Source organism: Aureimonas sp. Leaf427, from assembly GCF_001425485.1.
In the GTDB taxonomy this organism is placed as follows: Bacteria; Pseudomonadota; Alphaproteobacteria; order Rhizobiales; family Rhizobiaceae; genus Plantimonas.
Window position 1 is genome coordinate 68,251 of sequence record NZ_LMQW01000001.1, and the last position, 23,956, is coordinate 92,206.

A 23,956-nucleotide genomic window follows, 5' to 3' on the forward strand; every position below is an offset into this window, starting at 1 on the left:
TCAGCCAGGACCGGACCCTGAGAATTGACAGAGCGGCGGGACGGCAGCATCTTCCCACATCGACGGGTCGAAGCGCCCGCCCCATCGGCGGGTCGAACCCCTCGTATGAACGATCACCAAACCGGTTCCGACGCCCAGCGGCGTGCGGGGCCTGTTCTTTCTTGGGCCAGGGCGTTCCGCCCGGCTCATTCCGACCGGGCTTTTCCCGGCATAGCGATACGGGAACGTCGGCCGGATGGCCGGCGCTCCGGAGAGGTTGAAGGCATGGATAAGTTCCCGATGACGAGCGCCGGCTTCGAAACGCTGAAGGAGGAGCTCCGCCGCCGCCAGCAGGAAGAGCGCCCGCGCATCATCGCCGCGATTTCTGAGGCGCGCGCCCATGGCGATCTTTCGGAAAACGCCGAGTATCATGCCGCCAAGGAGTCGCAGAGCCTGAACGAGGGCCGCATTGCCGAGCTCGAGGACTACACGGGCCGCGCCGAGGTGATCGACGTCTCCAAGCTGTCCGGCGAGAAGATCAAGTTCGGCGCCATCGTCAAGCTCATCGACGAGGATACCGAGGAGGAGAAGGTCTATCAGATCGTCGGCGACCAAGAAGCCGACGTGAAACAGGGCCGCATCTCTATCTCCTCGCCCATCGCCCGCGCCCTGATCGGCAAGGGCGAAGGCGACACGGTCGAAGTCGCCGCACCCGGCGGCGCCCGCTCCTACGAGATCATCGAGCTGCGCTGGGGCTGAGGGCGGGTGACGACGAGGTTCGAGTACGATCCTGCGAAAAGCGCATCGAACCTCGTCAAGCACGGCATCGATTTCGAGGAGGCACAGAGACTTTGGGCCGACCCGCGCTTCTATGTGTTCGTCGCGCAGACGGAACTGGAGCGGCGCTACATCGGAATTGGACGGCTCGACGACCGCCACTGGACCGCGATCTTTACACATCGCTCCAGACGTCTGAGACTGATATATGTTCGCCGTTCGCGAGCATTGGAGATCGAACGCTATGAAGGCCAGTGACTTCGACAGGGCTTTCGACGACGGTGAGGACATCGACCATCTCATCGATTGGACATCCGGCCTGCGGCCCAATCTGGAGGCGCACCGCGTCGAGCTCGACATTCCATTTTGGATGATCAGCAAGATCGATCGGGAAGCAGAGACGCTCGGCGTCAAGCCGCAGGATCTGATTCAACGTTGGATTTCCGAGAAGCTATCCTGACCTCTCCCAACATCTACCTCGCCACCGCACCGTGCTCGAGACGGCCGATCTCCCCCATCGAGGGGAAGATGTCCAGCAGGATAGAGCGGAACGCCTCACGTGGACGGCTGGCGTCGTCACGTCGGCCGACAATCTCCAAGCTCTACACCGTCCGCGCGCCCCTCCGCCTCCCGAGCCCTTGTCGAGGAGCGGCATATCTCCCTCAACGGGGGAGCTCATGCCTCTCTTCCTCGGCCACGCCATGAACCCGCGCCACATCGAGGTCATCGCGCCGAACTTCAAGCACCGCCTGTCCGGCGTCACCTCCACCATCATCCAGCTCGTTCCGCTTCAAGCACGCTCCCTCGGCATCGCCGTGCTCGGCCCCGGCCTGCCTGCGCATCTGCCGCGCCTTCGCGTCCGCGATCTTCCGCGCCTCTGGACCCGGCCCGCCGCCCGCTCCGTGCGGGTCTTCCACGCACGGCGCAATGTCGAGATGCTGGCGGGCCTTGTCCTGCGCGATGGCCTGCGCATGCCGATGCGGCTCGTCTTCACGTCGGCCTCGCAGCGCCATCATACCGGCTGGACGAAGTTCCTAATCCGGCGGATGGATGCCGTGATCGCGACAAGCGACAAGACGGCAGCCTATCTCCAGGTCCCTTCGACCACCGTCCGCCACGGCATCGACACCGAACGTTTCGCGCCCGCCCCGGACTCGGCCGCCGCCAAGGCCGGCCTCGGCCTCGATCCTGCCACGCGCTACATCGGCTGCTTCGGCCGCGTGCGGCATCAGAAGGGCACGGACGTCTTCGTCGATGCCATGATCGGCCTCCTGCCCTGGCGCCCCGGCTGGTCGGCGATCGTCGCCGGCCGGGCGACGGCGGAGCATCTCGCCTTAGAACGCGAGCTAAAGGCTCGCACCGCCGCCGCCGGTCTCGCCGACCGCATCCTCTTCGTCGGCGAGCACCGCGACATCGATCGCTGGTACAAGGCGCTCCATCTTTTCGTCGCGCCCCAACGCTGGGAAGGCTTCGGCCTGACGCCCCTGGAGGCGATGGCAACGGGTGTGCCGGTCGTTGCCACCGATGTCGGCGCCTTTTCCGAGCTGATTCTGGATGGGCAGACCGGACGCATCGTCGCGCCAGGCGATCTCGCGGCGCTGGAGCGGGCGGTGGGCGAGATGATGGACGACGAGCCGTTCCTCGGCCGGGCATCGGCAGCGGCGCTTGCGCATGTGCGCGCGGAATTCCCGTTGGAGCGCGAGGTGGCGGAGCTTCGAGCGGTTTACGAACGGGTTTGGGCTGGGGGTTGAGTTTTTTGCCCGCTAGTCGGAGGGCGTTGCCGTGTGATTGGGGGCCCGACGCTGTCCTAACGAGAAGCCCTGAGCGGCACGTTTAATGGCACCAGATATGCCACGGATCGCGCGAGGCACCCCCCTCTGTCCTGCCGGACATCTCCCCCGCAAGGAGGAAGATCGGCAGCTTTGACGGTCGATCGAAACCTTCAACCGTCCGAAACGAGCCTGAACCGTTTGCGATCAGCCTGATCTCTCCCCTTGCGGGGGAGATGCCGGCAGGCAGAGGGGGGTTGCGCCACATGCTATCGGTGAGCGATCAGCGCTCAGCGCACCTCACCCCATGCCTTCACAAGCCCCGCCAACGTCGCCTCCATCTCCCCGCGCACCACCTCCACCCGCCGATAGCGCCACCCGAACAGCCGCATCGCGTGGTCGCCCGCCAGCGCCACCTGCGTGGCGAGCCGGCGCGCGTGGAAGGGCAGGTTCGAGCGCGTCAGGGGAAGCCTTTGCCGCGGCGCCTGGATCGCGGTGGCCGATCCCGGCGGAACCTCGAACCCCCGCTCGGCAAGAAGATGCAGCTGCATTCCGAGCGCCGGCTCGATCTGGAAGGAGGCAAGCGCGCGAAGGCCGTGCAGGAAGGCGTCCACGGGGGCCGCGCCCCGCTCGGCCCGCGCCAGCAGCTTGCGCGCGCCCGCCGGCCAGAGCACGTAGGCGGCCGAGCCGGACTTGTCGCGGTGAAGGCGCAGGATCGCGGCGCGCTCCCCAATCGGCCGGGCCTGGCGCCCGACGAACCGCCGGCGTCCGAAGCTTTCGAGATTGAGGAAGTCGACGGCCTCCAACGCCGAGATCGCGGGCAGGAGCGAAGCGAGGCGCGGCGAGAGGACCACGTCGTCCTCCAGCACCAGCATCGGCGCATTGCCGGCCGCGACCGTCTGCCAGAGCCGATGATGGGAGAGGAAGCAGCCGAGCTCCGGCCGCGTCAGGGGACGCTCCCAGGAACGGCCGAGCCGTTCGACCTCGCCTTCGCCGATGCCGGCCGCCTCGACGGCAGCCATGCGCTCGAAGACGAGTCCGAGCCGTTCGGCCAGACACTCCATGAAGGCGCGGCGGTCCGCCGCGCGGTCGAGATTGATGAAGACGGCCCGCATGGGGCCGTCTTCTACACGATGGACCTATTCGGCCGCCAGCATCCCGCCCGCCTGCCGTTCGGCAAGCCGGCGGAAATGCCCGCTCGGCCGGCGCATCAGCATGTCCGGCGGGCCGTCCTCCACGATCCGCCCCCGCTCGAAGACGAGGATGCGGTCGAGCCGGGCGACGGTGGAGAGCCGGTGCGCGATGACGAGCGCGGTGCGTCCCTCCATCAGCCGCTCGCTCGCGGCCTGGATCATGGCCTCCGATTCGGAGTCCAGGCTCGACGTCGCCTCGTCGAGGACGAGGATCGGCGCGTCCGCCAGGAAGGCCCGCGCCAGCGCCACGCGCTGCCGCTCGCCGCCGGAGAGCTTGACCCCGCGCTCGCCCACCATCGTCTCGTAGCCTTCGTGGAGGCCGGAGATGAAGTCGTGGGCGCTCGCCAGCCGGGCCGCCGCCTCGATCTCGCCCCGCGACGCGCAAGGGCGGCCGTAGGCGATGTTCTCGGCGAGCGAGCGGTGGAAGAGGATCGGCTCCTGCGGCACGATGGCGATCCGGGAGCGCAGGCTGCCCTGCGCCACGGAGGCGATGTCGGTGCCGTCGATGCGGATGGCCCCGCCGTTCACGTCGTAGAGCCGCTGCACGAGCTTGACGAAGGTCGTCTTGCCCGAGCCGGAATGGCCGACCAGCCCGACGCGCGTTCCCGCTGCGATCGTCACGTCGAAGCCCTCGTAGAGAGGCCTCGCGTGGCGTCCGTAGTGGAAGTCCACCCGTTCGAACAGGATCTCGCCGGCCGGCACCGCGAGGGCGCCCGCGCCCGGCCGGTCCGCGACCTGGGGCTCGATCGCCAGAAGCGCGACCAGTTCCTCCGCCTCGTTCACCGCGCGCTGCAGGTTGTTCACATGCATGCCGATGTCGCGGAGATAGCCGTGCACGACGAAATAGGTCGTCAGCACGTAGGTCACGTCGCCGGGGCTCGCGGAGCCGTTCCACCAGAGGAGCAGCGCCGCGCCCGTCACGGCCAGCCGCACCGCCCAGAGGACGCCCGCCTGCAGCGTGCCGCTCCAGGTGTGGCGCATCCAGGTGATCCGCGTCTTGCCGCGCCAGTCGCCGATGGCGGCCTGCAGGCGCGCTTCCTCGCGCCCCTCGGCGCCGAAGGCCTTCACGACCGCGTTGCAGGCCAGCGCATCCGCCAGGACGCCGCCGACGCGCGTGTCCAGCTGGTTGGAGATCCGCGAGGCCGGCGCGATGTAGCGCGTCGAGAGGAGGACGGTCAGCACCGTGTAGGACACCGCGCCCACCGCCATGACGAGACCCATGACCGGCCAGTGCCAGGCGAGCAGACCCACCGTGCCGACGAGCACGACAGCTGAGGGCAGAAGCGCCAGAAGCAGCGTGTCGTGCAGCGTGTCCATCGACCACATGCCGCGCGTGATCTGCCGCACGATCGAGCCGGAAAAGGCGTTGGCGTGCCAGTCCGTCGAGAAATGCTGGAGACGTGCGAAGGCGCGGGCCGAAACGCCCGACATGATGCGCAGCGTCAGCGGCACGACGGCGGCCCAGGCGACATGGCGCAGGAGCACATAGGCAAGGCCGAGCGACGCCATGGCCGCCACCGCCGGCCAGGCCTCGCCGAACGCCGTGTCGCGATCGACGCCGGAAGCCGCCACCGCGTCGATCAGCCGGCCGGCGAAGAGCGGCACGAAGATGTCGGCCAGCGTCGCGGCAACGATGCTCACGACGAGCAGGGCCACCAGCGGCTTTTCCGCGGCCCAGTTGCGGACGGTGAAAGAAAGAACCGCCCGGATCGCGTCCGAGCGCTTCGAGGTCTCTGAGGTCATGGCTGTCTTCGGCGCGAGGATACGCCGCCTTCTCGAAGCGCTCTGCGCCCGGGGCGCCTTCAGATCGCTTGGAAACATGAGAACTGGTCGCATCGCGACCGGGCGTGGACGGCGTCTGGCGTCAGGCGCGAGAGGCCGAGGGCACGGGATGATCGCAACGGCCCATGAGCTGAGCGATCCCGGCGAGGAAGCGGCTATCGAAACGGATCATGCGGCCTCCCCTTTCCACGGTTCGAAGACGGGTGGGATGTTACGCAACCAAAGCCCCTTGCGCAACCTGCCTTGGCTCGAAAGTCGTGCGAACGGGAGCCCCGCGTTCCTCGGGGAGCTGCGAACTTTGGAACAAACCGCACTGACGCGGGCGATCCGGCAGCTTGAATGACGGCAACGAGCGCCTTCTCCGAGAGCTTCCGTGGCTCCAGGAACGGAGAGAAGTAGCTGCCCTGTCGGAGCTTGGGGATGCGGAGCTGCAACGAACCGAGCCGAATATCGAGCGAGCGATCCCGGTAGCCGTTGCAATAAGTCGCCCGCTCCACCGTTCGTTCGCGACGCCCGGTGCCGATCATGCCCTCCACGTCGGACTCCATGAGAAGCTGCATCAAGCTATCGACGATCGTCCTGAGAAAATCGCCGTCGCCCGCCTTCGCCAGAAGCTCGGCAAGCGGTCATCGGCTTCTCCGGTCAGGTCGAAGTCTCGCAACTCCGCCTTATCCGGCCGATGCGGTGACGACCTCCGTCACACCATCAAAGGTCCGAACTTCCCCCATCACCGCGGACACTACCAGAACCTGGGCAGCGCTCGGGCAGCGTGATGCCATCACGCCCTAACCTGGCGAACACCCCCGTTACGTCCTCATACGCCATCACGCTTCATGCCTCGATAACCGGTCGCAACGGGCCGAACGCGACAATGGTCTACCTCATCGACTGGAATGTCTCCATGACGCCTCTGCGACCTTCACACAAGCTGCCGGCAACTCGCCCTTGACACGACGCCAACTCAAAATAACTTGCCCTCCCGAAATACGAAAATAACAAGGTGCGGAAAAACTCGTTTGAGGAAAAACGACCGCAAATGAAGCTGGGCAATCACGGCGTCTCCCGTTGCTCAAGCGCCCCGATCTTTGGAACGACGTGCTTTGGCACGAGCCCTATGGCAGCTTAGATAAGGCTTCGGTCGGAGGGTGTTTTCGCCAAGCCGCCCGCCGATGGATAACAGAGCTCGAAAGCCCGGCTTCACACGGGCTCCGGCTTGGTCCCCTTGCCCGAGCATTGCCTCGCCTGGCGCGCTCGCCTATTGAAAAGACCTTTACGGCCCGCCACGTTTCGGGCTCGCCATCCTTCAGACGAGGAGTGCCGCCATGACCGAGCGCCATGCCGAGATCCTGATCATCGGTTCCGGCCCGGCCGGCTACACCGCGGCCATCTATGCCGCGCGCGCCATGCTGAAGCCGCTGCTCGTCGCGGGTCTCCAGGAGGGCGGCCAGCTCACCATCACGACCGATGTCGAAAACTATCCGGGCTTCGCCGATCCGATCCAGGGTCCCTGGCTGATGGAGCAGATGAAGGCGCAGGCGCTCCATGTCGGCGCGGAAATGGCGAACGACCTCATCGTCGAGGCCGATCTTTCGCGCCGCCCCTTCCGCCTTCGCGGCGACAGCGGCACGATCTACACGGCGGATGCGCTGATCGTGGCGACGGGCGCCCAGGCCAAATGGCTGGGCCTGCCCTCCGAGCAGCATTTCCAGGGCTTCGGCGTCTCGGCCTGCGCCACCTGCGACGGCTTCTTCTATCGCGGCAAGGATGTCGTCGTCGTCGGCGGCGGCAACACGGCCGTCGAGGAGGCGCTCTATCTCAGCCACATCGCCAAATCGGTCACGGTCGTGCACCGGCGCGACGCCTTCCGCGGCGAGCGCATCCTCACGAACCGGCTGATGGAAAAGGACAACGTCTCCGTCGTCTGGAACGCGGAGATCGACGAGATCCTCGGACGCGACAAGCCGATGAAGTCGGTGACGGGCGTCAGGCTACGCAACCGGCTGACCGGCGAGACCGAGGAGCGCGCGACGGACGGCGTCTTCATCGCCATCGGCCATGCGCCGGCCGTCGAGCTCTTCCAGGGCACGCTCCGGCAGAAGGCGTCCGGCTATCTCTGGACCGAGCCGGGCACGACGCAGACCTCGGTTCCCGGCGTCTTCGCGGCCGGCGACGTGGCGGACGACGTCTACCGGCAGGCGGTGACGGCCGCCGGACTCGGCTGCATGGCGGCGCTGGAGGCCGAGAAGTGGCTGGCGGCGGAAGCGGCCGGCGAGACGCGCCAGGCCGCCGAATAGGCCCTGTCCTCCACAACTCGCCCCACAACTTGGCGACGACGTCGATATCGACGCGGCGAACCCTAATTTCGCCGCAGTGCGGGGGCGTTGCAGGCGGCACGTCGGGGCAGGTCGGGCTTGCCTTGGCAGGCGGCATCGTCGAGACAGGCGGCGCGCCTCGCGAATGCCGGACTTGCAGGGAATACCATCATGGATGTCGCCTCGCCCAAGGCCTCCAAGCCGACGCCAGAGCCCGTGAAGGCAGCGGCGAAGCCGAGCAGGACGTCCCGGATCGTCGGTGCTCTCGCCGCCTATCGCCATCTCTTCGGCGTTCTCGCCGCGCTCGCCATTCTCGGCATCGCGGCCTATGCGCTGGTGAAGCTCACCCGCGAGGTGCGCTATGCGGAGGTCGTGGCGGCCTTCGACGCGACGAGTTGGACGGCCATCGCCCTCGCCCTCGTCTTCACCTTCGTCTCCTTCCTCGGCCTCATCGTCTATGATTTCGGCGCGCTGTCCTATGTCGGGCGGCGTCTTCGCATCTCGAGCGTCGCGCCGACCGCGCTCTGCGCCTATGCGGTCGGCAACACGGCGGGCTTCGGCCCCTTGAGCGGCGGCGCGATCCGCTATCGCGGCTATTCGCGCATGGGGCTCGGCCCGGAGGAAGTGGCCAAGGTCATCGCCTTCGTCACCGTCGCCTTCGGCCTCGGCCTGCTCGTGGTCGGCGCGGTCGGCATTCTCGTCGATGCCGAGACGGTGGCGCCGCTCCTCTCGGCCTCCCCGACCGCGCTGCGCCTCGCGGCCCTCGTCGGCCTCGTGCCGCTGGCGCTTCTCTTCGCGCTCGGCAGCAAGACGGTGCGGCTCGGCCGGTTCGGCGTGCGCCTGCCCGGGCGCTCGACGGTCCTGCGCCAGCTCGCCGCCACGCTCGTCGACATCACCGCCTCCGCCGCCGTCCTCTACGTGCTTCTGCCCTCGGGCACGATCGACTTCCTGACCTTCTTCTGCGTCTACGCCGTCGCGATCGGCCTCGGCGTCCTCAGCCACGTTCCGGCCGGGCTCGGCGTCTTCGAGACCGTGATGATCGCGACGCTCGGCGGCATGGTCGAGGTCGACCAGATTCTCGGCGCCCTCGTCCTCTACCGCGTGATCTACTATCTCGTGCCGCTGATCTGCGCGGCCCTCTTCGTCTCGCTGACGGAGATCCGCAGCGTCGTGCAGAGCCGCGTCGGCCTCGACTTCAAGGCGGCCGGCGGGCGCCTCGCGCCGGCCGTCCTCTCCGCCTTCTCCTTCGTTCTCGGCACGATGCTGATCCTTTCCAGCGTCACGCCGACCCCGGCCCATCGGCTGGACGTCATCTCCGACTACGTCCCGCTCGCCTTCGTCGAGGGGGCGCACTTCCTGGCAAGCCTTCTCGGCCTTGCCATGGTCGTCATGGCGCGCGGCCTCGCGCAGCGGCTCGACGGCGCGTTCCTCGGAACGCTTGGCGCGACGCTCGTCGCCGTGGTCCTGACGCTCGTCCAGGCGGCGGCCTTCACGGAGGCGTCCCTTCTCGGCCTTCTCGCGCTGATGCTGCTCGCCTCGCGCAAGGAGTTCAAGCGGCCGGCGTCGATCTTCCGGCAGGCGCTGACGGGGCCGTGGCTGCTCGCCATCGCCACGATCTGCATCGGCGCCGGCGCGGTCCTCCTCTTCGTCTATCGCGACGTCGCCTATGCGCACGATCTCTGGTGGCAGTTCGAGTTCGAATCGGAGGCGCCGCGCTCGCTGCGGGCGCTTCTGGGCGTCGTCATCTTCTCGAGCGCGGTCGCCGTCTGGAGCCTCGTTCGCCCCGCCATCGGTCATGCGGAGCCGCCGACGCCGGAGGAGCTGGAGCGGGCGACGGCCATCGTCGCGGCGCAGGACGAGGCCGACGGCAATCTCGTGCGGATGGGCGACAAGAGCCTCCTCTTCTCCGAGGACGGGCGCGCCTTCGTCATGTACGGCCGCAAGAACCGCTCGATGATCGCGCTCTTCGATCCGATCGGCCCGCGCGAGGCGTGGCCGGAGCTCGTCTGGCGCTTCATTGAAATGGCGCGCGGCGCGGGGTGCCGGGCCGTGTTCTATCAGGTCTCGCCCGATGCCCTGTCGCTCTATGCCGATGCCGGAATGCAGGCCTTCCGGCTCGGCGAGATGGCGACGGTCGATCTGGCGCGGTTCGATCTCGTCGGCGGCAAGCGGGCGGGCCTGCGTCAGGCCAAGGCCCGCGGCGCGCGGGACGGGCTGAGCTTCGAGGTCGTCGCGCAGCCCGGCGTCGCCGCCGTCCTGCCCGAGCTCACCGCCGTCTCCGACGCCTGGCTCGCCCGGCACGAGGCCAACGAGAAGGCCTTCTCTCTCGGCGCCTTCGAGGCCGGCTACATGCTGTCCCAGCCCGTCGCCATCCTGAAGCAGGAGGGCCGGATCGTCGCCTTCGCCAATCTCCTGCTCACGGACACCAAGGCGGAAGGCTCGATCGATCTCATGCGCTTCCACCCGGATGCGCCGGCGGGGGCGATGGACGTGCTCTTCGTCCACCTTCTCGAACATTTGAAAGCGGAAGGCTACGGCCGCTTCAACATGGGCATGGCGCCGCTTTCGGGCATGTCCGGCCGCAAGGTCGCGCCGATCTGGGACCGGGTCGGCACCACGGTCTTCGAACACGGCGAGCGCTTCTACAACTTCAAGGGACTGCGCGCCTTCAAGGCGAAGTTCCATCCGGGTTGGCGCGCCCGCTACATGACGACGGCCGGCGGGCTCAGCCCCGCTCTGGCCCTGGTGGATGTGACGCTCCTCATCGGCGGCGGTCTCAAGGGAGTGGCACAGCGATGATCGCCCATTGGAAGCGCCTCGCGGTCGGCGCAGGCCTTGCCGCGCTCGCCCTGTCCCCCGCCCTGGCGCAGGACGCGGTCACGGCGGATGCGATCGATCTCGGCTCGATCCCCTCTCCGCACATCGCCAAGCCCACCGGCGAGGTGAAGGCGCTCGTCGTCCTCCTCTCCGACAAGGCCGGCTGGGGCGCCGCGGAAGACGCGCTCTCGGCGACGCTGACGGGCGAAGGCGCCTATGTGCTGGGGATCGACCTGCCCTCCTATCTCGCCTCCCTGGAGAAGAAGACCGAGGATGGCGACGACAACTGCGTCTACACCGTCTCGGATATCGAGGAGGTCAGCCAGGAGATCCAGCGCTCCGCCGGGGGCAGCCTCTATCATCTGCCGATCGTCGCGGGCATCGGGGCCGGCGGCGCCATGGCGCTTTCCATCGCCGCCCAAACGCCGAACGCCACGATCGGGCGCACGATCGCCGTCGATCCCGCCCGCGGCATCGCCCTCAAGAAGGACCTCTGCACGCCTGCCCTTCGCAAGGACGAGGGCGGCCTCGCCGTCTACGGTCTGACCGAAGGCGAGATTCCCAATCCGATCGACGTGCGCTTCACCGAGGCCGCCGACGACGGGATGCGCGCGCATGTCGCCGATCTCGTCGCGGAGCATTCGGATATCGACGTCGACGATTCCTCCGACAGTGCCGCCGACACGCTGGCCGCCGCGCTGAAGGAGACGATCGAGACGCCCGACGAGGACGAGCTCGGCCTGCCCCTGACGCTTCTGGAAGCCAAGCCGACGTTGGACACGATGGCGATCATCATCTCCGGCGACGGCGGCTGGCGCGATCTCGACAAGGATATCGGCGACGTCTTCCAGAAGGAGGGCCTGCCCACTGTCGGCGTCGATTCGCTGCGCTACTTCTGGTCGGAGAAGAAGCCGGAGGAGGTCGCGGCCGATCTCGGCCGCATCATCGAGCTCTTCACCAAGCGCTGGGGCGTCAAGCATGTCGTGCTCGTCGGCTATTCGTTCGGCGCGGACGTGATGCCGACCGCCTACAACCTCCTGAAGCCCGCCGAGAAGTCGAAGGTCGCGCTGGTCTCGCTCCTGGCGCTCTCCAATGCGGCCAACTTCCAGATCTCGGTCTCCGGCTGGCTCGGCGTCGGCAGCAGCGACGACGACACGAACACGCGCGAGATCGCCAAGATGGACCCCAAGCTCGTCCAGTGCCTCTACGGCACGGAGGACGACGAGACCGTCTGCCCCGCGCTCAAGGCGACCGGCATCGAGCTTCTCACCACCGAGGGCGGGCACCATTTCGACGGCGACTACGCGGCGCTCGCCGACCGCATCATCGCGGGCCTGAAAACCCGCCTCGGGCCCTCGTAGATCGACGGCCGAGCCCGGAAATCGCCGGAGGCTGCGGGATATCCTTGATCCCTTGCCACGAATGCGATCTACGGATGGCCTGAATATCGGATGGATCATCCACCGCAGTTTCGGTCGGCGCGCCCGGACCGACCCGCCGATGAGAGCCGGCGGGTCTCGGGGAGGCCGAGGAGGCGGGCCCTGCGGCGACGATCCATCTGGCGCGACACGACGTTCAATCCGTGCAAGGGCGCATGGAGTGGGTCGACCACCGGGGACGGACGATGGCACTCGACTGGGACAAGCTGCGGATCTTTCACGCAGCGGCGGAAGCGGGCTCGTTCACCCATGCCGCCGACGTCCTCAATCTCAGCCAGTCCGCCATCTCGCGGCAGGTCGCCTCGCTGGAACAGGAAATCGGCGCGCCGCTCTTCCATCGCCATGCGCGCGGCCTCGTTCTCTCCGAGCAGGGCGAGCTTCTCTTCCAGACCGCCGCCGACGTTCTGAAGCGCCTCGAAATGGTGCGGGCGCAGCTGACCGAGACGCGCGAGAAGCCGACCGGCAAGCTGCGCGTCACGACCACGGTCGGCCTCGGCTCCGGCTGGCTGACGGAGCGCGCGAAGGAGTTCCTGGAGCTCTATCCCGAGCTCGAACTCCAGCTGGTCTTCGACAACGAGGAAATCGACCTCACCATGCGAAAGGCGGACGCGGCCATCCGCCTGCGCCAGCCGCAGCAGCCGGACCTCATCCAGCGCCGCCTCTTCACCGTGCATCTCCACGTCTATGCCGCGCCGTCCTATCTCGCGCGCTTCGGCACGCCCGAGACGATCAGCGATCTCGACCAGCACCGGCTCATCACCTTCGGCGAACCCGCCCCGCCCTACCTGCGCAACCTCAACACGCTGGAGACGGTCGGCCTTCCCGACGGGCAGACCCGCCAGACGATCCTCCAGATCAACAATCTCATGTCGATCAAGTCCGCGATCGAGCGCGGCATCGGCGTCGGCCTCCTGCCCGACTACATGATCGACAAGCAGTCCAAGCTCGTGCAGGTCCTGCCCGAGATGGAGATGCCGACCTTCGACACCTATCTCTGCTATCCCGAGCAGCTGCGAAACGCCGCCAAGCTCAAGGTTTTTCGCGACTTCCTGATCTCGAAGGCCCGCACCTGGTCGTTCTGACCGGGCGACTGCCCTGCGAGAGGCAGGCGCTTCGCTCGCCCAGACTCTATGCACTCAGCGCATGGCAGCCATGTGCTCAGTGGGATGGCTCGGCGTCAACGAACTGTTAAGTTTTGTTGGTCGGGCGCGGGACGGCACCTCCTCCCACCGCTTCGCTCCCGACCGTTTCCTCCCAAGGGATTGCCTGAAAAGGCAGTATTTTAGGCCGGGTTCTCTAGAACCCGGCTTTTTCTTTTTGGGGATGGCTCCTCGCCATGCCCGGCTGCGCGAGCGATGGCGCGGCCTCGCGCGGCGCGACCGGTCAGGCCATCGGCGCCTTTCGGAAAGCCTGCAGCGCCTCGGCCCTTTCGGCGAACCGGGCCAGCTTCGGACGCCCCCTCAACACCGCCTCGTCCGGCAGGACGAAGGTCGAGAAGCTCCAGGCGACGGCCACGGCCACGTCGGCCGCCAGAACGCGCTCGCCGAAGAGCCAGGTTTCACCGGTCTCGATCTCCGCCTCCAAGGACGAGTAGGCGGCGGCGAGTTGGCCGCGCACGCGGTCGATCCAGGGCGTATGCTGGCGCTCGGGCGGCCGCAGGCGAAACTCGTAGACGAGCTGGACCGTCTTCTCGCAGGCCGCCAAGGCGAGACCGACGAGACGCTGCGCTCTCGCCCGCTCGGCGACGGTCGGGGGCACCAGCCGCCGCTCCGGTTCCACGAAGGTCTCGAGATGGTCGAGGATCAGCGTCGAATCCATCAGGACCGTGCCGTCGGACGTCACCAGCGTCGGCGCCTTCACCACGGGATTGATCGCCGCGAAGGCCTCGAAGTCGCCGAACACCGAGAGCGGCCTGTGCTCGAAGTCGATGCCCATCAGGTCCATCGAGATCGCGACCCGCCGCACATAGGGGGAGTCCAGCATTCCGAGCAGTTGCATGTCGCATTCCTCGTCCGTCACCGGCATCGTTCCGGCCTCGGGAAGATGGCGCCTGCCTGTCGGACGTGACAGAGGAGATCATCGGCGCAAGACGCCCATTTCGAATGAGTTGAAGGTTTTCGGCATGGCCTGCCCCGATCTCGACGACAAGGACATGGCGATCATCGAGGCGCTTCAGGTCGACGGGCGCATGCCCCTCTCCGAACTCGGCCGGCGCATCGGCCTTTCCCAGCCGGCCATGTCGGAACGGGTCAAGCGGCTGGAAGAGAGCGGCATCATCTCCGGCTACGGCGCCCGCATCGACCCCGCCGCGCTCGGGCTCGGCATGGTCGCCCTCATCCGCCTGAAGACGGCCCACGAGCACATCCGCCCCTGCCTCAAGCAATTCGCCGAGCTGCCCTACATCGCGGAGATCCACCGCGTGACCGGCGAGGACTGCTTCGTCCTCAAAGCGATCGTCCCGACCCCGGCAGACCTTGCGACCATCGTCGACTCCATCGGCCGCTTCGGCCCGGTGACGACCTCCGTCGTCCTCAAGAGCGAACCGCCCCGCCCGATCGGCCGCGACCTGATGAAAGCCGCAAGGCGCCGATAGCGGGGTCGCGCGGCTGGAAAACGTCCCATGGCCGCGTCCGGTCCTACCGGTGAGCGTCGAGTTGAGCCTTCGAGGACGGGTATTACCCGATCGACTCGAGCAGAAGGGTCTTGAACAGGCGCACCGGTTCCATGGACGGAGCGGCGCCGCCATGAAGCGCCAGTTCGATCGAACCCAGGTCAGGCAAGCCGTCGTCACCAGGGTTTATGATCTTCAGATGCGGAGGCGCCGCATCCGCGGTGCGAACCGTCACTCCCAGTCCTGCCGTAACCGCCGCCCAGACACCGGACAGGCTCGTCGTCGCAAAGCTGTGGCGCCAGGGTTTTCCCATCCCGTCGAGAGCGACGATGGCCGCTTCCCTGAAGGCGCAGGGCGTGTCGATGGCCACGAGCGACAACGGCTCGCCGGGATCGGGATGGTAGTCGGGCGCCGCGATCCAGACGAGCCGACGCTGGCCGACGAGCTCGCTCTCGGCATTGCCAAGCCGTCCCCATGTCACCGCAAAGTCGAGCCGCCCGGTCTGGACGGCCTCCACCATCTTGGCGCCGGGATCGGCCCGCACCTCCATGCGGACCTTGGGAAAGCCCCTCTCGAAACGGGCCAGCAGAGACGGCAGCCACGTTTCCGCGAAATCGGACGGCACGCCGATCCGCACCCATCCCTCCATGTCGGTCAGGCTTCCCAGCGCCATGCAGGTCTCGTCGTTGAGATCGAGAAGGCGCCGGGCGTAGCTCAACAGCGTTTCGCCCGCTTCGGTGAGAACGAGACCGCGCCCCTGTTTGCGGACCAGCTTCTGCCCGATCTGACTCTCCAGCTTGCGAAGATGCAGGCTGACGGCGGACGGCGAGCGGCCAAGCCGATCCGCTGCTTTAACGAAGCTCCCGAGATCGATGCCGGTGACCAAGGTTCGAAGAGCATCCATGTCGAGATTGACCGAGGGGCGAACCATGCAGGATTTCTCGATCATCTATTAAGAACTTGTCGATTTTCATAAGGATGATCCGGCAGCATCATGTCTCGGTCAACCCTGATCGAAAGACCTTATCCATGCCCTTCGTTCACATCCGCGTCGCCGGGGCGGCGCTTCCGTCCGAAAAGATCGAGACGCTTCAGCGGGCAGCGACCCGACTCATGGCCGACCTGATGCACAAGAAGGCGGACCTGACCGCCGTTCTGATCGAGCAACAGGCTGAGGGCAGTTGGAGCGTCGGAGGTCATGTCGTGCCTTCGGCAGCGCATCTCGACGTCCAGGTGACAGCTGGCACCAACAGTCCGGACGAAAAAACGGCGTTCATCCGCGAGGCTCATGCGTTGCTGAGCGACACGATCGGATCATCCCTGCCGCTTGCGACTTATGTCGTGGTCCAGGAGATCGCTGCGGATGCGTGGGGCTACGGGGGTCAAACCCAGGCGGCGCGAAGCTCGAAGCCCAGCTAACGCCGGATCGATGCACCCTTCGCCATGGCGACGAGCGTCTTAGCCGAGCCGCGTCTCGTAATGCTCCCGCCGCCAGTCCGCCGGCTCGGCCTCCGCTTCCGCGAACCAGCGCTTCACCAGCGGATGGTCGTGGATCGCGGCGATGTAGCCTTGCGCGACGTCGGTCGCGTCGAGGCCCCAGGTGCGGATGCGCGTGGCGACGGGGGCGAACATGGCGTCGGCGATGCCGGCCTCGGCGCCGTTGAGATAGGGGCCGCCCGTCGCGACCAGAAGCTCGGCCCAGAGTGCGCAGATGCGCGCGATGTCGGCCGTGGCCTCGTCGTTGGCGGCGGCGTCACGGGCTTGTGGCGAGGCGACGGCGCCCATGATGGTCGGATAGGTCCGGCGCAGCGGCAGAAATCCCGAATGCATCTCGGCCGAGGCGCTGCGCAGGAGCGCGCGCAGGATGCGGTCCTCAGGCCAAAGACCCGGCGCGAACTCGGCGCAGTACTCGCCGATGGACAGCGAATCCCAGATTCGCGCGCCCTGATGTTCGAGATAGGGCACGAAGCCCGCCGGCGTGCGCGCCTTCACCTCGGGCGTCGCGCCGCCGGCCAGCGGAAAGGTCGTGATCTCGACGTCGAGCCCGGCCATCTGCACGGCCAGCCAACCGCGCAGGCTCCAGGAGGAGTAGCGCCGCGTGCCGATGAAGAGCGTGCCGTCCGCCATGGGTCGAGGCTCCCTGCCGATCAGGCGTCGAGGCTGGCGCAGAAGCGCTGGATGCGCGAACAGGCGTCCTCGAGCAGCGTCTCGGAGGTCGCGTAGGAGATGCGGAAGTTCGGGCCGAGGCCGAAGGCGGAGCCCTGGACCACGGCGACGCCCTCCTGCTCCAAGAGCTCGGTGACGAAGTCCGCGTCCGTCTCCAGCCGCTTGCCGCTCTTGGCCACCTTGCCGATCAGGCCCTCGCAGGAGGGATAGACGTAGAAGGCGCCTTCCGGGGTCGGGCACTTGATGCCGGTCGCCTGGTTCAGCATGGAGACGACGAGATCGCGCCGACCCTCGAAGATCTGGCGGTTCTTCGGGATGAAGTCCTGCGTGCCGTTCAGCGCCTCGACGGCGGCCCATTGCGCGATGGAGCAGGCGCCGGAGGTCTGCTGGCCCTGGATCATGTCCATCGCCTTGATCAGCCGCAGCGGTCCGCCGGCATAGCCGATGCGCCAGCCGGTCATGGCATAGGCCTTCGACACGCCGTTGATCGTCAGCGTGCGCTCGTAGAGGGCGGGCTCGACCTCGGCGGGCGTGGTGAAGGTGAAGTCGCCGTAGACGAGATGCTCGTACATGTCGTCGGTCATCACCCAGACGTGCGGGTGGCGCATCAGGACGTCCGTCAGCCCCTTCAGCTCGGCGCGCGTGTAGGCGGCGCCCGAGGGGTTGGAGGGCGAGTTGAAGAGGAACCACTTGGTGCGCGGCGTGATCGCGCGCTCCAGCGCCTCGGGCGTCAGCTTGAAGTCCGATTCGATGCCGGCCTCGATGAAGACGGGCGTTCCGCCGCAGATGGCGACCATCTCGGGATAGCTCACCCAGTAGGGCGCGGGGATGACGACCTCGTCGCCGGGGTTCATCGTCGCCATGAAGGCGTTGAACAGAACCTGCTTGCCGCCGGTGCCGACGATCGTCTGGGCCGCGGAATAGTCGAGGTTGTTCTCGCGCTTGAACTTCTTGGAGATGGCCTCGCGCAGTTCGGGAATGCCGGAGACCGGCGTGTACTTGGTCTCGCCGCGGCGGATCGCGTCGATGGCGGCGGCCTTGATGTTGTCGGGCGTGTCGAAGTCGGGCTCGCCGGCGCCGAGGCCGATCACGTCGCGGCCCTTGGCCTTCAGCTCGCGCGCCTTCTGGCTGACCGCGATCGTCGCGGAGGGCTTCACGCGGTCGAGGATGTCGGCGAGGAAGGCCATTCTATCAAGCTCCGAAACAGGGCATCAAGGCGAGGTCGCGGCGCCCGGTCGGCGCATCCCCGCGAAAGCGGGCGGACACTAGGCGCGGGTCCTTCGCCATGCAAGACGCCGCACGGGTCGCGCTCATCAATAAAGCTGATGCCGACGATCAGCGAAACGGCCTGGACGCATCGGTCCCAGCCCGCCACGTTCTCCCTAACGACGCGCTTCGGAGACAGACATGATCACGATCCACGGCATGGCGGACAGCGGCAACTGCTACAAGCCGCGCCTTCTCTGCGCCCTCACGGGGCGCCCCTTCCGCCATATCGAGGTGTCGATGCTGGACGGCGGCACGAAGCAGCCGGCCTTCCTCGCGCTGAACCCCGCCGGCCAGGTGCCTCTGCTCGAACTGGAGGATGGCCGGCGTCTGGCCGAGTCGGACGCGATCCTCTGGCATCTCGGCCAAGACACGCCCTTCGTGCCCGCCGATCCGTTCGAGCGCTCGCAGATGCTGCAATGGATGTTCTTCGAGCAGAACGGGCACGAGATGCACATTGCCGCGCGCCGCTCGCTGCTCGTCTATGCCGAGCGCCGGTCGGCCGCGACGCCCGAGCGGCTGGAGATGACGCTCCAGCGCGGCACGGCGGCGCTCGGCATCATGGAGGCGCATCTCGAAACGAGGCGCTTCTTCGTCGGAGAGGCTCCCAGCCTCGCCGACATCGCCCTCTTCGCCTACACGCATATCGCGGACGAAGGCGGGTTCGACCTGTCCGCCTTCCCCGCCGTCACGGCATGGCTTACCCGGATCGTCGAGCTTCCCGGCTTCCGGCCGATGACCTGGTTGCCGTAAGCTCGGGCCCTCAGGGCTTGGCGTAGACGACGCCGCAGGCGATGCGGTCGCCGGACTTGCCGGCCGGCTGCGAGGCGTAGTCGTCGGGGCCGGCATGGATGACGATCGCCGTGCCGTCCGCGTCGTTCAGCGGCGCCGGGCCGCCGGCGAGGGTCACGGCCGTGTTGATCACGTCGAAGCTCGCCGCCCCGTCGGTGGCCGAGAAATTGCCCATGTCGCCGGCATGCGCGCCGCCGTCGACCATGAAGCCATGCTCCTTCTCGGTCGGGTTGTAGTGTCCACCCGCCGATTCGAACTTGCCCTCGCAGACGCCGGTCTGGTGGAAGTGATAGCCATGCGCGCCGCCGGCCGGCAGGCCCTTCAGTTTGGCCTGGATGAGAACACCGGTCGGCACCTGCGTCAGCGTCACCGTGCCGTGGTCGGCGCCGTCCTGGCCCTTCATGACGACGGTCACAGGCTCCGGCGCGGCCGTCTGGGCGAGCACGGCGGTCGAGGAGAGTGCGAGGGCGATCGAGGCGGCGGCGAAGAGACGGGTCATGACATGGGTCCTTGTTGAGGCGAAGGTTCGGGCGACCGGGCCGGCGGCTGGCCGGCGACGGGTCTTCCCGAGCCAAACGCCGCCCGCCCGCCGCCGTTCCGATGAAGACGACCGGAAGCCCGGTGCTTCCTTTCCGCAGCATCACCCTGATAGACGGAGGGCGATTCCATCCGAGAGTTTCGAACCATGTCGCGCCTTTCCGCCAATCTTCTCCTCCTTCTGGCGGGCGCCGTCTGGGGCATGGGCTTCGTCGCGCAGTCCAGCGCCATGTCCGATCTCGGCCCCTGGTCCTATACGGCGGCGCGCTTCTTCCTCGCCGCGCTGACGCTCTTGCCCTTCGCGATCTGGGAAGGCCGGCGCGCGCCGCGCGCGCTCGCCCGCCGCGAGATCGGCGGCTTCGCGCTGATCGGCGCCATGCTCTTCGCCGGCTCGATGTTCCAGCAGGTCGGCATCCTCTATACGACCGTGACGAATTCCGGCTTCCTCACCGGCCTCTACGTGGTGATGACGCCGATCTTCGGGCTGATCCTCCTGCGCAGCGTGCCCCATTGGGTGGTCTGGCCGGCGGCGGCGCTGGCGCTGTTCGGCATACTTCTGACCGGCGGCGGCACGCTCGCGCGGATCGGCCTCGGCGACGCGCTCACCATCGTCGCGGCGGCCGGCTTCGCGCTGCAGATTCTCTTCGTCGGCCGCTTCGGCAGCGCCAGCGGCCGTCCGCTCACCTTGAGCTGCATCCAGTTCGCCACGGTCGCCGGGCTCGCCGCCATCGGCATGATCGTGCTGGAGGCGCCGACGCTCGAAGGCTTCGCCGCCGTCTGGCCGCAGACGGTCTATGGCGGCGTCATCTCCGCCGGCTTCGCCTTCACGCTCCAGACGATCGCCCAGCGCTACACGACGGCGCCGCAGGCCGCGATCTTCCTTTCCTCCGAGGCGCTCTTCGCGGCCCTCTTCGGCGCGTTGATCCTCGGCGAGCGCATTCCCGCGATCGGCTTTCTCGGCTGCGCGCTGATCTTCGCCGCCATGCTCGCGGTCGAGCTCGTGCCGCAGATCGGGCGGCGCCCCTCCCCCACAACCGGCGACCTGCCCACAACCGGCGACCTGCGGAGCCCCTCATGAGCGACATCGAACAGACCGAGCCGCGCGGCGAGCTGACCATGCGCCTTCTCGCCATGCCGGCGGATGCCAATGCCGCCGGCGACATCTTCGGCGGCTGGGTCGTCTCGCAGATGGATCTCGCCGCCGCCATGACGGCGGCGGACCGCTCGCGCTCGCGCGTCGCGACGGTGGCGATCAACACGCTGGTCTTCCGCAAGCCGGTGAAGATCGGCGACACGCTCTCGGTCTATTCCACGATCCAGAAGATCGGCCGCAGCTCGATCACCGTCTCGCTCGAAGCCTGGGCCCAGCGCTACCAGACGCAGGATCAGGTCAAGGTCACGGAAGGCGTCTTCGTCATGGTCGCGATGAACGAGGCGGGCGAGCCGATCGCCGTTCCGCCGGAGGCCTGACCCGAACGGTCGGGCCTCCGGCCTTCGTCAAGGCCGAGCTTTACCGATCAGTTGGCCGGCGCGACCGGCGGCGTGTCGCCCACCAGCGGCGGCACCGAGCCGGGAGCCGGCGGCGTGATCGGCGGCACGGTCAGGTCCGAGGCCGGGGGCCTCGGCAGGCCGGAGGGGCCCCGTCGGTCGCCGACGAGATCGATCAGCGGCCGGCTCGCCTCGATGCAGGGCGCGAGCGCCTCCGAGCCGCATTCGACCATCAGCCGCGCATCGCCCATGCGAAGATGGAAGCTCGCGCCGTCGCGGTCGCGGCCCTTGCCGTGCGGCCCGCCGGGTCCGCGTTCGCCCGGGCCCCGCTCGCCCGGCCCACGCTCCATGCGGGGGCCGCGCTCGCCGCGCGGTCCGTCCTCGCCGGGACGCGGCGGCGGGGCCTCGCCGGCCATCGGCGGCATGTCGGCGCCGGGCGGCGGCGGCGGGGGCGGGGGCGGCGTCTGGGCGGCTGCGAAGCTCGTGGAAGCGGCGAGAAGAGCCGCGACAAGTGCGATGCGGGTTTTCATGAGGCGTCCGTCGTGTCGGGCGCGCCGGGCTGGCGCGCGTGGACTTGGAAAATCGTCCACCCGCCGCATCGTTCCCGTCTTATACCAGCGGCCCTGACCTTCGACACGTCGAAGGCAGGGCGAAACGGCGGCATCAGCCGCCACCGCGCCGGTCGGCGCGGGATACCAACGGCCCCTTGTCGGGGCCGCTGGTATTAGCGCCGCTCCTTCAGCCCCATCCGATCACTTGCACACCGTGCGCCGGCGCTGCTTGGCGTCGAGATGGAGGTGGTCGGCATGGGCGCGGTTGTAGCCGGGGCCGAGCACCGTGCCGAAATACTCGCAGGCGCTCTTGCGAACCGCGCCCTGGAAGGCCTTCTCGCGGAAATCGAAGAAGCCCTTCTTCTCCACCGCCACGACCGAGCCGTCCGCGAAGCCGAAGCCGGCGACATCAAGCGCATTGCCGCTCGCATGCTCGCTGATCGAGCGCGAGCCGGCGATGCGCGAGCAGCGGTAGGACGAGGCGTTGATGACGGCGGTCGGGCGCTTCAGGAGCTTCCAGCGGGCGGCCGGCTTCACCTCGTCGCGCATCCATTCGGCGACGCGCAGCGCGGCCGCGCAGTTCAGCGTCGCGGCCGGGCGCATGGCGATGCCGGAGGCGATCTCGGTGATCTTCACGGGATGGTCGATGCCGCAATTCTGCCCCGTGCCGATCGAGCTGACATCGACGAAGCGCACGCCGAGCTTGGCGAGCTGGCGCCGGCACATCTGCTCGGCCGCCGGCATCGGCTGATAGCCGCTCGGCGCCTCCCGCTCCAGCGCGCCGCGGCCCGGCAGCTCGGCCGGACGAAGCACGCGGCGCGGCGGGGCTCGCGACAGGAGATCGGCAAAGCTCGGCCGTGACCGCCGCTCCAGCACCTCCGGCGCCTTACGGCGCGGCGGCGGGTTCGCGCCGGGCGTCACGTCCGTCAGCCCCTGCCAGGGGTCCTCGCCCAGAGCGGCACCGGAGCTCTCACCGCCGAGCCCCTCACCCAGGGCATCCTCGCCGGGAATCTCGATCGGATCGGCCAGCGGCGCCAGCGCACCGCCGCCCTGCGGGCGCATGGACGCGGCGGCGGCCGGCTCCTCCTCGCCCAGCACCTTCGGCTCGTAGAGCTTGACGTGACCATCGCCGTCCTCCGGCTCCGGCTCGAATTCCGGCTCGACCTCCACCTCTCCGGCGGGATCGGCCGCCTCGCCCGGCCCGATCGAGGCCGTCAGCGGCTCGGCGTCCGGGGCGCTTTCCTCGGGCTCGAAGGGCGGCTGATAGCTCGGGGTCGAGGGGGCGTAGGCCGAGGGGCTCGGCACGTAGACGGCGGCCTTGCCGGGCACCGGCGCCTTCGGTACGGGGCCGCCCCAGAGAAGCTTGGCGCCGCTCGGCGTCACGGCGACGCCGCCTTTGTCCATCGCGGCCGCCGAAAAGATGCCCGCCGCCGCCATGCAGGCGGCGACGGGCAAGGTGAGACGCCATCCCTTACGCGGAAACACCATCGGACGGCTTCTCCTTCTCCGCAAACCGGTGCGGATGCGGAAAAACGATAGACATGAGATGGTTAAGGGCGCCTAACCAAAGCCCTGGAGGGATTGGCGGGGCGCCGTCTCTTTTGCCCCGCGCTTTGGCGACCGGTCCTCTACCGGCGTGCATCGGGAACCCGGACCGGAGCGCGAGGTTCAGGTTTCGAGACGTTCGGGAGACGACGAGGAAAGGGCCGAGACGATGGACAGACGCCCGATCATGGTTCTGCTGGCCCTGCATCTGACGGCCGGTTCCGCCGACGCCCAGAACCAGGGCGAACGGCGCCGCGGCGAGCCCGAGCCCCCGCGCCTGGAGCGGCGGGACGACCAGCGCCGCCAGCCCGAGGCCGACCGCCGGTCGCGCATCGACCGCGCCGAACGCAGCATCCGCGAGCGCCGCAACCAGCGCGGCGGCGAGGACGCGGCGCCTTCGGACGACGGAGACGGGATGATCTACCGCCGCTCCAACAGCTACCGGCGGTGGTGAGCGATCAGGCCATCCGGGCGAGCGAGATGCCCTTGGGCTTGTGGCGCGGCTGCTCGTCCTCCTGGACGGCGGGGTCGCGCGACTGCTCGTAGAGCACGATGCCCACCGTTCCGGCTGCGCGCACCAGCGAGCGGTCGTCGCAGTGCAGCGCCAGCCGGAAGGCGAGGCTGCGAAGGTGGCGCCGGTTGTAGCAGAAGGCCGCGAGCGCCGCCCGCTGCGCCACCGGCAGGCCCATGGAAATGGTCTCGACGGTCGTCGCGTCGGCCCGGAGAAGCAGGCTCAGCATCTCCAGCGGCACGGGGCACGCGGCTTCGTTGGCGATCGGTCGTCCCTGCATGTCAAACCCGCCCGTGAATCGGCGGCTGGACAAGCAACCGCACCTGTCTTCGATCTCGCCGGAGTGTACCCCGTCCGCCTTACGGCAAGCTGGCCTCGCGGGAACTCTCGGCAGCGTCGCGCCGTTTTCCGATCACACCGC

25 protein-coding genes and 1 pseudogene are annotated in these 23,956 nt (G+C 68.0%); 15 read left to right on the top strand and 11 right to left on the bottom strand.

The window, feature by feature from the left end:
- Positions 1–264: 264 nt before the first annotated feature.
- From greA to ASG62_RS00260, 4 genes are all read left to right on the top strand, one after another.
- Positions 265–738, top strand: coding sequence for a transcription elongation factor GreA (gene greA, locus ASG62_RS00245; RefSeq protein WP_056689523.1), 474 nt, complete (start codon positions 265–267; stop codon positions 736–738).
- A gap of 6 nt (positions 739–744) precedes the next feature.
- On the top strand, positions 745–1,014 hold the full coding sequence (locus tag ASG62_RS00250) for a BrnT family toxin (RefSeq protein ID WP_056689525.1): 270 nt from the start codon (positions 745–747) through the stop codon (positions 1,012–1,014).
- The gene (gene brnA / locus ASG62_RS00255; RefSeq protein WP_056689527.1) at positions 1,001–1,216 is read left to right on the top strand and encodes a type II toxin-antitoxin system BrnA family antitoxin; all 216 of its coding nucleotides are present in this window, start codon (positions 1,001–1,003) and stop codon (positions 1,214–1,216) included. Before ASG62_RS00250 ends, brnA begins: the two co-directional genes overlap by 14 nt.
- A 217-nt stretch (positions 1,217–1,433) precedes the next feature.
- Positions 1,434–2,507: a glycosyltransferase family 4 protein gene (locus tag ASG62_RS00260; RefSeq protein WP_244487450.1), complete on the top strand. Its 1,074-nt coding sequence runs from the start codon at positions 1,434–1,436 to the stop codon at positions 2,505–2,507.
- A 308-nt stretch (positions 2,508–2,815) separates the two neighbouring features.
- Here ASG62_RS00260 and ASG62_RS00265 read toward each other — a convergent pair whose 3' ends face one another.
- Both ASG62_RS00265 and ASG62_RS00270 read right to left on the bottom strand, forming a co-directional pair.
- The gene (locus ASG62_RS00265; RefSeq protein WP_056689529.1) at positions 2,816–3,640 is read right to left on the bottom strand and encodes a glycosyltransferase family 25 protein; all 825 of its coding nucleotides are present in this window, start codon (positions 3,638–3,640) and stop codon (positions 2,816–2,818) included.
- 24 nt (positions 3,641–3,664) lie between these two features.
- Positions 3,665–5,461, bottom strand: coding sequence for an ABC transporter ATP-binding protein (locus ASG62_RS00270; RefSeq protein WP_056689531.1), 1,797 nt, complete (start codon positions 5,459–5,461; stop codon positions 3,665–3,667).
- 148 nt (positions 5,462–5,609) lie between these two features.
- Here ASG62_RS00270 and ASG62_RS26105 point away from each other — a divergent pair, with 148 nt between their 5' ends.
- Entirely contained in the window at positions 5,610–5,843 is a 234-nt protein-coding gene (locus ASG62_RS26105) for a hypothetical protein (RefSeq protein ID WP_056689533.1), read from the top strand.
- Here the strand turns inward: ASG62_RS26105 and ASG62_RS25185 are convergent.
- Positions 5,830–6,111, bottom strand: a pseudogene (locus ASG62_RS25185) (transposase); the annotation flags it as partial. The gene ASG62_RS26105 and the pseudogene ASG62_RS25185 overlap by 14 nt on opposite strands.
- 711 nt (positions 6,112–6,822) lie before the next feature.
- Here ASG62_RS25185 and trxB point away from each other — a divergent pair.
- The 4 genes from trxB to ASG62_RS00295 all read left to right on the top strand — a co-directional run bounded on the left by trxB (position 6,823) and on the right by ASG62_RS00295 (position 13,150).
- Complete coding sequence (trxB, locus tag ASG62_RS00280) at positions 6,823–7,794, top strand: thioredoxin-disulfide reductase (RefSeq protein WP_056689535.1); 972 nt, start codon at positions 6,823–6,825, stop codon at positions 7,792–7,794.
- Between the two features lie 189 nt (positions 7,795–7,983).
- Positions 7,984–10,611 carry a bifunctional lysylphosphatidylglycerol flippase/synthetase MprF gene (mprF, locus tag ASG62_RS00285; RefSeq protein WP_056689537.1) on the top strand — a complete coding sequence of 876 codons (2,628 nt, stop codon included), beginning with the start codon at positions 7,984–7,986 and terminating at the stop codon, positions 10,609–10,611.
- On the top strand, positions 10,608–11,990 hold the full coding sequence (locus ASG62_RS00290; protein WP_056689539.1) for a virulence factor family protein: 1,383 nt from the start codon (positions 10,608–10,610) through the stop codon (positions 11,988–11,990). Before mprF ends, ASG62_RS00290 begins: the two co-directional genes overlap by 4 nt.
- A 263-nt stretch (positions 11,991–12,253) precedes the next feature.
- A complete protein-coding gene (locus ASG62_RS00295) occupies positions 12,254–13,150 on the top strand; it encodes a LysR family transcriptional regulator (protein ID WP_056689540.1) in 897 nt (298 codons plus the stop codon).
- 301 nt (positions 13,151–13,451) lie between these two features.
- Here the strand turns inward: ASG62_RS00295 and ASG62_RS00300 are convergent, their stop codons facing one another.
- Positions 13,452–14,066, bottom strand: coding sequence for a glutathione S-transferase family protein (locus ASG62_RS00300; RefSeq protein ID WP_056689761.1), 615 nt, complete (start codon positions 14,064–14,066; stop codon positions 13,452–13,454).
- 124 nt (positions 14,067–14,190) lie between these two features.
- On the opposite strand from ASG62_RS00300, the gene ASG62_RS00305 reads away from it, so the two are divergent.
- Positions 14,191–14,661 carry an Lrp/AsnC family transcriptional regulator gene (locus ASG62_RS00305; RefSeq protein ID WP_056689764.1) on the top strand — a complete coding sequence of 157 codons (471 nt, stop codon included), beginning with the start codon at positions 14,191–14,193 and terminating at the stop codon, positions 14,659–14,661.
- Between the two features lie 82 nt (positions 14,662–14,743).
- On the opposite strand, the gene ASG62_RS00310 is transcribed toward ASG62_RS00305, so the two are convergent.
- Positions 14,744–15,628, bottom strand: a complete 885-nt coding sequence (locus tag ASG62_RS00310) for a LysR substrate-binding domain-containing protein (protein WP_244487451.1) — start codon at positions 15,626–15,628, stop codon at positions 14,744–14,746.
- Positions 15,629–15,708: 80 nt separating this feature from the next.
- On the opposite strand from ASG62_RS00310, the gene ASG62_RS00315 reads away from it, so the two are divergent.
- On the top strand, positions 15,709–16,098 hold the full coding sequence (locus ASG62_RS00315) for a tautomerase family protein (protein ID WP_056689541.1): 390 nt from the start codon (positions 15,709–15,711) through the stop codon (positions 16,096–16,098).
- Between the two features lie 39 nt (positions 16,099–16,137).
- On the opposite strand, the gene ASG62_RS00320 is transcribed toward ASG62_RS00315, so the two are convergent.
- Complete coding sequence (locus tag ASG62_RS00320; protein WP_056689542.1) at positions 16,138–16,806, bottom strand: glutathione S-transferase N-terminal domain-containing protein; 669 nt, start codon at positions 16,804–16,806, stop codon at positions 16,138–16,140.
- A 20-nt stretch (positions 16,807–16,826) separates the two neighbouring features.
- Positions 16,827–18,032: a pyridoxal phosphate-dependent aminotransferase gene (locus ASG62_RS00325; RefSeq protein WP_056689544.1), complete on the bottom strand. Its 1,206-nt coding sequence runs from the start codon at positions 18,030–18,032 to the stop codon at positions 16,827–16,829.
- A 220-nt stretch (positions 18,033–18,252) separates the two neighbouring features.
- Between ASG62_RS00325 and ASG62_RS00330 the strand changes: the two genes are divergently transcribed.
- Positions 18,253–18,864 carry a glutathione S-transferase family protein gene (locus ASG62_RS00330; RefSeq protein ID WP_056689545.1) on the top strand — a complete coding sequence of 204 codons (612 nt, stop codon included), beginning with the start codon at positions 18,253–18,255 and terminating at the stop codon, positions 18,862–18,864.
- A 10-nt stretch (positions 18,865–18,874) separates the two neighbouring features.
- Here ASG62_RS00330 and ASG62_RS00335 read toward each other — a convergent pair whose 3' ends face one another.
- Entirely contained in the window at positions 18,875–19,402 is a 528-nt protein-coding gene (locus ASG62_RS00335; RefSeq protein WP_056689546.1) for a superoxide dismutase family protein, read from the bottom strand.
- Between the two features lie 186 nt (positions 19,403–19,588).
- Here ASG62_RS00335 and ASG62_RS00340 point away from each other — a divergent pair, with 186 nt between their 5' ends.
- Together ASG62_RS00340 and ASG62_RS00345 are read left to right on the top strand one after the other, a co-directional pair.
- A complete protein-coding gene (locus ASG62_RS00340) occupies positions 19,589–20,518 on the top strand; it encodes a DMT family transporter (protein WP_056689547.1) in 930 nt (309 codons plus the stop codon).
- On the top strand, positions 20,515–20,910 hold the full coding sequence (locus tag ASG62_RS00345; protein ID WP_056689549.1) for an acyl-CoA thioesterase: 396 nt from the start codon (positions 20,515–20,517) through the stop codon (positions 20,908–20,910). Before ASG62_RS00340 ends, ASG62_RS00345 begins: the two co-directional genes overlap by 4 nt.
- Positions 20,911–20,957: 47 nt before the next feature.
- Here the strand turns inward: ASG62_RS00345 and ASG62_RS27100 are convergent, their stop codons facing one another.
- Positions 20,958–21,458, bottom strand: a complete 501-nt coding sequence (locus ASG62_RS27100; RefSeq protein WP_056689550.1) for a hypothetical protein — start codon at positions 21,456–21,458, stop codon at positions 20,958–20,960.
- Between the two features lie 222 nt (positions 21,459–21,680).
- A complete protein-coding gene (locus tag ASG62_RS00355) occupies positions 21,681–22,967 on the bottom strand; it encodes an extensin family protein (protein ID WP_244487452.1) in 1,287 nt (428 codons plus the stop codon).
- Positions 22,968–23,193: 226 nt separating this feature from the next.
- Here ASG62_RS00355 and ASG62_RS00360 point away from each other — a divergent pair, with 226 nt between their 5' ends.
- Entirely contained in the window at positions 23,194–23,478 is a 285-nt protein-coding gene (locus ASG62_RS00360) for a hypothetical protein (protein ID WP_056689552.1), read from the top strand.
- A 4-nt stretch (positions 23,479–23,482) separates the two neighbouring features.
- On the opposite strand, the gene ASG62_RS00365 is transcribed toward ASG62_RS00360, so the two are convergent.
- Positions 23,483–23,815, bottom strand: coding sequence for a hypothetical protein (locus ASG62_RS00365; RefSeq protein ID WP_156381903.1), 333 nt, complete (start codon positions 23,813–23,815; stop codon positions 23,483–23,485).
- Positions 23,816–23,956 lie beyond the last annotated feature (141 nt).